The 5,619-nt window shown below is 68.6% G+C and carries 3 protein-coding genes, 1 tRNA gene and 2 pseudogenes; 5 read left to right on the top strand and 1 reads right to left on the bottom strand.

The genetic code is table 11. The features are described from left to right. Positions 1-440: pseudogene (locus tag ACWCQK_RS41855) on the bottom strand (transposase); the annotation flags it as partial. Between the two features lie 540 nt (positions 441-980). On the opposite strand from ACWCQK_RS41855, the pseudogene ACWCQK_RS41850 reads away from it, so the two are divergent. The 5 genes and pseudogenes from ACWCQK_RS41850 (at position 981) to ACWCQK_RS41830 (ending at position 5,001) form a co-directional block, all read left to right on the top strand. After that, a pseudogene (locus tag ACWCQK_RS41850) lies at positions 981-2,200 on the top strand (IS110 family transposase). A gap of 172 nt (positions 2,201-2,372) precedes the next feature. Then, on the top strand, positions 2,373-3,407 hold the full coding sequence (locus ACWCQK_RS41845) for a hypothetical protein (RefSeq protein WP_451164471.1): 1,035 nt from the start codon (positions 2,373-2,375) through the stop codon (positions 3,405-3,407). A 740-nt stretch (positions 3,408-4,147) separates the two neighbouring features. Further along, positions 4,148-4,306, top strand: coding sequence for a hypothetical protein (locus ACWCQK_RS41840; protein ID WP_451164470.1), 159 nt, complete (start codon positions 4,148-4,150; stop codon positions 4,304-4,306). A 187-nt stretch (positions 4,307-4,493) separates the two neighbouring features. Next, positions 4,494-4,700, top strand: coding sequence for a hypothetical protein (locus ACWCQK_RS41835; RefSeq protein ID WP_451164468.1), 207 nt, complete (start codon positions 4,494-4,496; stop codon positions 4,698-4,700). Positions 4,701-4,942: 242 nt separating this feature from the next. Beyond that, positions 4,943-5,001, top strand: a tRNA-Arg gene (locus ACWCQK_RS41830). The last annotated feature ends 618 nt before the right edge of the window (positions 5,002-5,619 follow it).

The following is a 5,619-nucleotide window of genomic DNA, read 5'->3' as shown; positions in this document are numbered from 1 at the left end:
GCGGCCGTCGGTCCACACCGTGGTCACCGTGACGATGCCGTTGTCCGTCTTACCCCAGCCGGCCCAGCCACTGCCGGCCCACATGCGCGGTCGCCATGCCGTCCTTGCGATCCCCAAAATCATCGATCACGATCACCCCGCCGTCATGCGGAGCCGTCGCCGGCTCCACACAGCAGCTCAAGCCGCCGGTCGTTGACCAGCTCAGCCTCCCACGGCGACTCGGACAGGAAGAACTGCACCCCCGGCATCCCCGCACCCGCCACCGGCTCCGCCCCTGCCAGGCAGGTGATCGTCTTGTTCCGCTCCCGCGGCGCCAGCAGCCCCGTCAGGTACTCACGAAACCCGCGACGCTGGGCCAGGCTGAAGAAGAGGTCGTCGAACCGGGCCGCATACTCCTCCAACGGACCCGGAGCAGGCGGACACGGACGGCGAGCAGTCATCATCAGCCCCCAGCACGGCAAATGACCCCTACCACCGGCCCACGACCAACCCGACCTGCCGTCAACCCGTGCAACCGCCGAATTTAACGAACTACCGGTAATGGCGCGGTAAGGCGCTGGGCGGTTTCTCGTGGCCGAGCGTCTTGGGCGGGTCGGCATGTGATGATCCGTAGTCGCTCCTGAGGCCTGACCTCCCAAGACAGAGTCGGCCCCACGTGCCTGCCCGCTCAGTGCAGCATCGCGGGGGTGGCGGGCCCGGCCCGCGCTCATGCTTTCGTCCCGCGCGGACCGGGCCCGCCACCCCCGCTCGCACCCGAACAGCGGCATCGTTGCCTCTCGTGGTCCAAGCCGCCGCCAGGGAACACCTCTCACCGCTCGGCGAACGCCCCAGTTCCCCAGCTGACCGAGACCCCCGGCGGCCGCTGGGATTGCGAACGGCCAATCGGATGACGGGCCCATGAGCCCTGCCATTAAGGAGACGCGCAACCCCGCCAAGGCGACCACCACACCACCGCCACCCACCCACCCAAGGACACCACCATGACCAGCGTGTTCTGCGGCATCGACTGGGCCACCGACCACCACGACATCGCACTGCTCGACCAGGCCGGCACCCTCCTGGACAAGCTCCGCATCGACGACACCCCAGCCGGCCTGAGCCAGCTCCTTCAACTGCTGGCCCACCACGGCGACAGCCCACAGCACCCGATCCCGGTCACCATCGAGACCTCACACGGTCTCCTCGTCGCCTGCTTACGCGCCACCGACAGGCCGATCTACGTGATCAACCCACTCACCGCCGCCCGCTACCGCGACCGCTACGCACTCAGCCGCAAGAAGTCCGACCACCTCGACGCCAAGGTCCTGGCCAACATCCTGCGCACCGACCCCGCCGAACACCGCCCCCTGCCCACAGACAGCCACCTCGCCCAGGCCATCACCGTCCTGGCCCGCGCCCAGCAGGACGCCGTCTGGGACCGCGTCCAGACCGGCAACCGACTCCGCTCCCACCTGCGCGAATACTTCCCCGGCTTCCTGACCGTCTTCAAGCACTTCCGCGAAGGCCTCGCCTCACCCGTCACCCGCACGCTGCTGGCCGCGGCACCCACACCCACCCAGGCCGCCCAGCTCACCCGCACCCAACTGCGCTCGATCCTCAAACAGGCCGGACGCCAACGCGAGATCGCCAGTGAGGTCGAGCGCCTTCACACCCTGCTGCGCGAACCACAGATGCAGCAGCCACCCGTCGTCGAGCAGGCCATGGGAACCAAGTCCCTCGCTCTGCTATGGCAGTTCGATGCCGCCTGCGCCAGCGCCGACGACCTGGAAGCAGCCACCACTGCAGCCTTCGCCACCCACCAGGACGCCGAGATCATCACCAGCTTCCCCGGCCTCGGCGCCCTGACCGGCGCCCGTGTCCTGGCCGAACTCGGCGACGACCCACCCGCTTCACCAGCCCACGCGCGCTGAAGGCCTACGCCGGATCCGCCCCCATCACCCGATCCTCCGGACGCAAGACCACCGTCCTGGCCAGACACATCAAGAACCAGCGCCTCGCCTCGGCCGGCTACATCTGGGCCTTCGCAGCCCTGACCGCGTCACCCGGAGCACGGGCCCACTACGACCGCCGCCGCGCAGCCGAAGAGCGACACGTCGCAGCCCAGCGCAACCTTTTCAACCGCCTACTGGGCTGCCTGCACCACTGCCTCACCCACCGCATCCCCTACGACGAGCAGACCGCCTTCCCCAACGCAGCTTGACTGATCAACCGCATCGGATGTCTGTCTTCGCCCCGCTCCAGCCCGGCCCCCGGCCGGGCCGCAGCCCGCCATAGGGCGGTCACGGGTTCAGGAATCAGGCCAGAGCCGGCTTCCGCGGGGCCGCCGGGCCCGCCATGATCAAGTTCCGGGGGTTCAACGGTAGGGGTGTGGTGTGAAGGACTGGCGGACCGATCCGACGTTCGCGATGTGCCGGGAAGTGGCGGACGGGGCGGACCTGGCCTTGTTCTCGGGCGGCCCGTTCGACGTGCGGGCGGTGGTGGCCGGAATCCTGTCCGAACCCCGACAGGGCTTGGACCTCGACGCCGTCCAATGGGACAACTTCGTTCATGGGCACGATGTCCGAAAGGCTGTTCACCTCCTGCGCGCCGACGGCGAACCCGGCACGGAGGACGCGACGGGTGTGCTGTGGGGCCTGTGCGCCAATGACAGCCGGGCCGCTGTCGCCCTTGCCGTGCCGTTCCTCATCCCCCTGGCCATCGACGCCCACCACCCGCACCGCGCCGCCGCCCTCGCCGTGCTCTCCGGCCCCGCCCGTGCCCGGCACCACGGCGTCGCCTCCCGCGAGGAACTCCTCCTCCATCGCAACGATCCCCGGCGTGATGCCCCCGACACCCACGACGACTACGGCTACGAGGTGACCGGCTACCCGGCCGGCTGGTCGGTGGCCGCCGCCCGGGCCGCGATCACAGCCGGCACCGCCGCACTCCTGCCCCTCCTCAAAGACTCCGACCTCACCGTCCGCGTCGACGCCGCCTACGTCCTGGCGACCGCCGCCGACCCCGACCACATCATCCGGACCACCCTGGCCGACGGATTCGCCGCCGAAGGTGATGCCATGGTCCGTGCCGCCCTGCTCCTGGCCACCGCCGAGATCACCCGGGCCCACCCGCACCCGCCGACCCTCGCGTGGCTGCGCGAACGGTGGCACGACCGATCGGAGGCCCCCGAAGCCCGCCTGGCGGCTGCGTTCGGCTGGCTCTGCCTCACCGACCAATCGGCACCCGAGGAGCTCCGCCGGATTGTCGACGCCCTCGCCGACGACGAGCGCGCACACGTCATGGAGGCCCTGCCGTGGATGGGCGCCGCCTCCGGCACCAACGAACCAGGACTCCTGCGCTGCAGACGCTGCATGCTCCACCCAGAAGAACCCGACCCGGAAGAGGCCTTCTGGGAGTGCCTGTTCTGAGCAACCGGGCTGTGGTGGTGCATCGCAGTTGACCAGCGGGGCCAACTGCGGTGCTCGGCCACACCCGAGGCCGGAGCCTCCACCAGAGGGGCGGACAACGACCAGGCACGTCTGAGGCAGCCACGCCATGAGATCGGCACAGACGCGTGAACCGGCCCGAGCGAGCCCTACGGGCGGCGGGGGCCAGGGGCCGACGGACCGGATGCGCACGGCTGTGGCGTCCAACCCTCCGGGGCCTACAAGGTGTTTCCACGCTACGCAGACGAGGTTGCGCGGCCGTCCTGGCTCTGTCCACGAGAACGGACCGCACTTCGTCACCGGATCGGCAGGCGCGAAGCCACCGGCGCTGAGACGGATTGTCCGCGCGTTTCGGCAGCACGCTGCCTCCGCGGTGGGACGGTCGTGTTCGAGCAGGAGGACCTGTCCGGTCAGGCCCGGACGATATCGCCAGGGGGTCGGTGCCCAAGCCGGGCAGGGTTCCGGGTGATGAGCGATGAGTACGAGATGCCGCCGCAACGCGTGAGGCGGGCAGGCGCGGCCTTTGTGCTGGTGGTGCGCGATGTCGGGCGCGCGGAGCGGACTGCTGCCGAGACCTGCGGACATACACGGAGACTTCAGTGCGGGGGGCGGATGCCGGCCAGGGCGTACACGAACGAGAGGTAGCCCACCCGGCGGAGCGTCCTCGTCCCCACTCGATGCGACCTCTACTGTGAGAGGTTCGTCGATATACGGAGGCCGCTATGGCGGAGGAGCAGAAGCCGAGCCTGTTGGGGACGCAAGCGCGGACGGTGGCGTTCCCGGATGGCAGTCGCGGGATCATCCTGGTGAAGGCCGGGCTGTCGCAGTACGAGGCGGACCTGCTCGCGGCAAAGGTATGGGCGCAGCGTCCCGAGCAGTAGACACCCCTGGCCGGCCACGGGCCCGAACTGCGCCGCGCCTGCCGAGCGGTCTCGCGCCGACGGGCCCCGACCACCGCACCGGGCAGAAACCGTCCCGCCGATGGGAGAAGGCCAACGCCCTGCGAAACAAGGTCCACCACCGCGTCGCGAACCTGCGGGAGGACGCCTGCACAAGCTGACCACCGCCATGGCGGCCGAGTACGGCACGATCGCGGTCGAGGACCTCAACGGCGCCGGCATGCTCCGCAACCGGTGCCCTGCCCGCCGCATAGCCGACGCCGGATTCGACGAGATCCGCCACCGGCTCGACTGCAAGATACGCCAACGCCACACCACCCGTACCGTGGTGGCCGACCACTGGTACCCCTCCGATGAAGCGTCGCTACAGCTCTGAGTCAGCTGCTCAGGAGTATCTGGCACGTCTGCGCGCGGTCGGATTAGAGAAGCAGCGAACTCAGGCTCGAACGCTGTCGAGTCTCAGGTGATGCTTGACGGGGCGGCATCGGGTGATGCTTGACGTCTGCCCAAGACGATCTTCCGGCGGTTGTGTTCGCCGGACTCGCGGACGACCATCTCCTTGGACTATTCGTGGACAGGTCACCTGCAACGGGCTCATGTCGGCGCGCTGGCCAGAACAACACCACAAGGTGGAACGGCCTTCGGAGCCGTGTGCGCAGGTTCGAATCCTGCCGGGGGGCACTCGCCTAGGAACAGCAGAAATCAAGCGCTGACCAGGGCGGATGCCGAGGGAAGAGGGCGGGAGCCAGTCTCGCTGACTCCCGCCCTCTCTCGTTGATCGCGACACACCTCCGACACACTTGCTGCCGCATGGAGAATCAGCACAACCATCTGACTGGCACAGGGGCAGCAGTGTCCGCCAGCCGCGAGTAGCGCGATGTGCACATGGCGAGCAGGGGTGGCACATGGCTGGCTCCGGTCGCATGTCGCTCTGGGCCAGCAGGGCGGAAATGCATCAGATTTTTATCCGATCTCCTGCCTGCGCCTGTCGCTTCAGAGGGGTGCCAGGTACCCCAAGTTGGCCACCTGCTCATATTCGGATCGACAATCCTCCAGCCAGAGTCGCGACGACTGCGCTGATCTCGGGTCAACTCTCGCGGCCTAAGCCTGGCCGGGTCTCGACGACGGCCGAACTCTGGTTCTGGATCACTTTTGGTGCAGGTCTGACGTAGGGTCACCGTCGCGGGTTTTGCGGCAGGCGGGTCAGCGGGCGAGGAGGATGCGCTTGCGCAGGAGGTCGAGGCCGGCCCGGCCGAACATCTGCCGCTTCAGCATCTTGATCCGGTTGACCTGCC

The sequence above is a fragment of the Streptomyces sp. NPDC002306 genome (genome assembly GCF_053593435.1).
The sequence above is the reverse complement of the archived record's forward strand: the minus strand, read 5'-3'. Positions and strand labels throughout refer to the sequence as shown.

What these genes read in the sequence shown, in the direction of transcription:
- ACWCQK_RS41840 (WP_451164470.1), top strand. Translation starts at nt 4,148, where the DNA reads ATGGCGGAGGAGCAGAAGCCGAGCCTGTTGGGGACGCAAGCGCGGACG.
- ACWCQK_RS41835 (WP_451164468.1), top strand. Translation starts at nt 4,494, where the DNA reads ATGGCGGCCGAGTACGGCACGATCGCGGTCGAGGACCTCAACGGCGCC.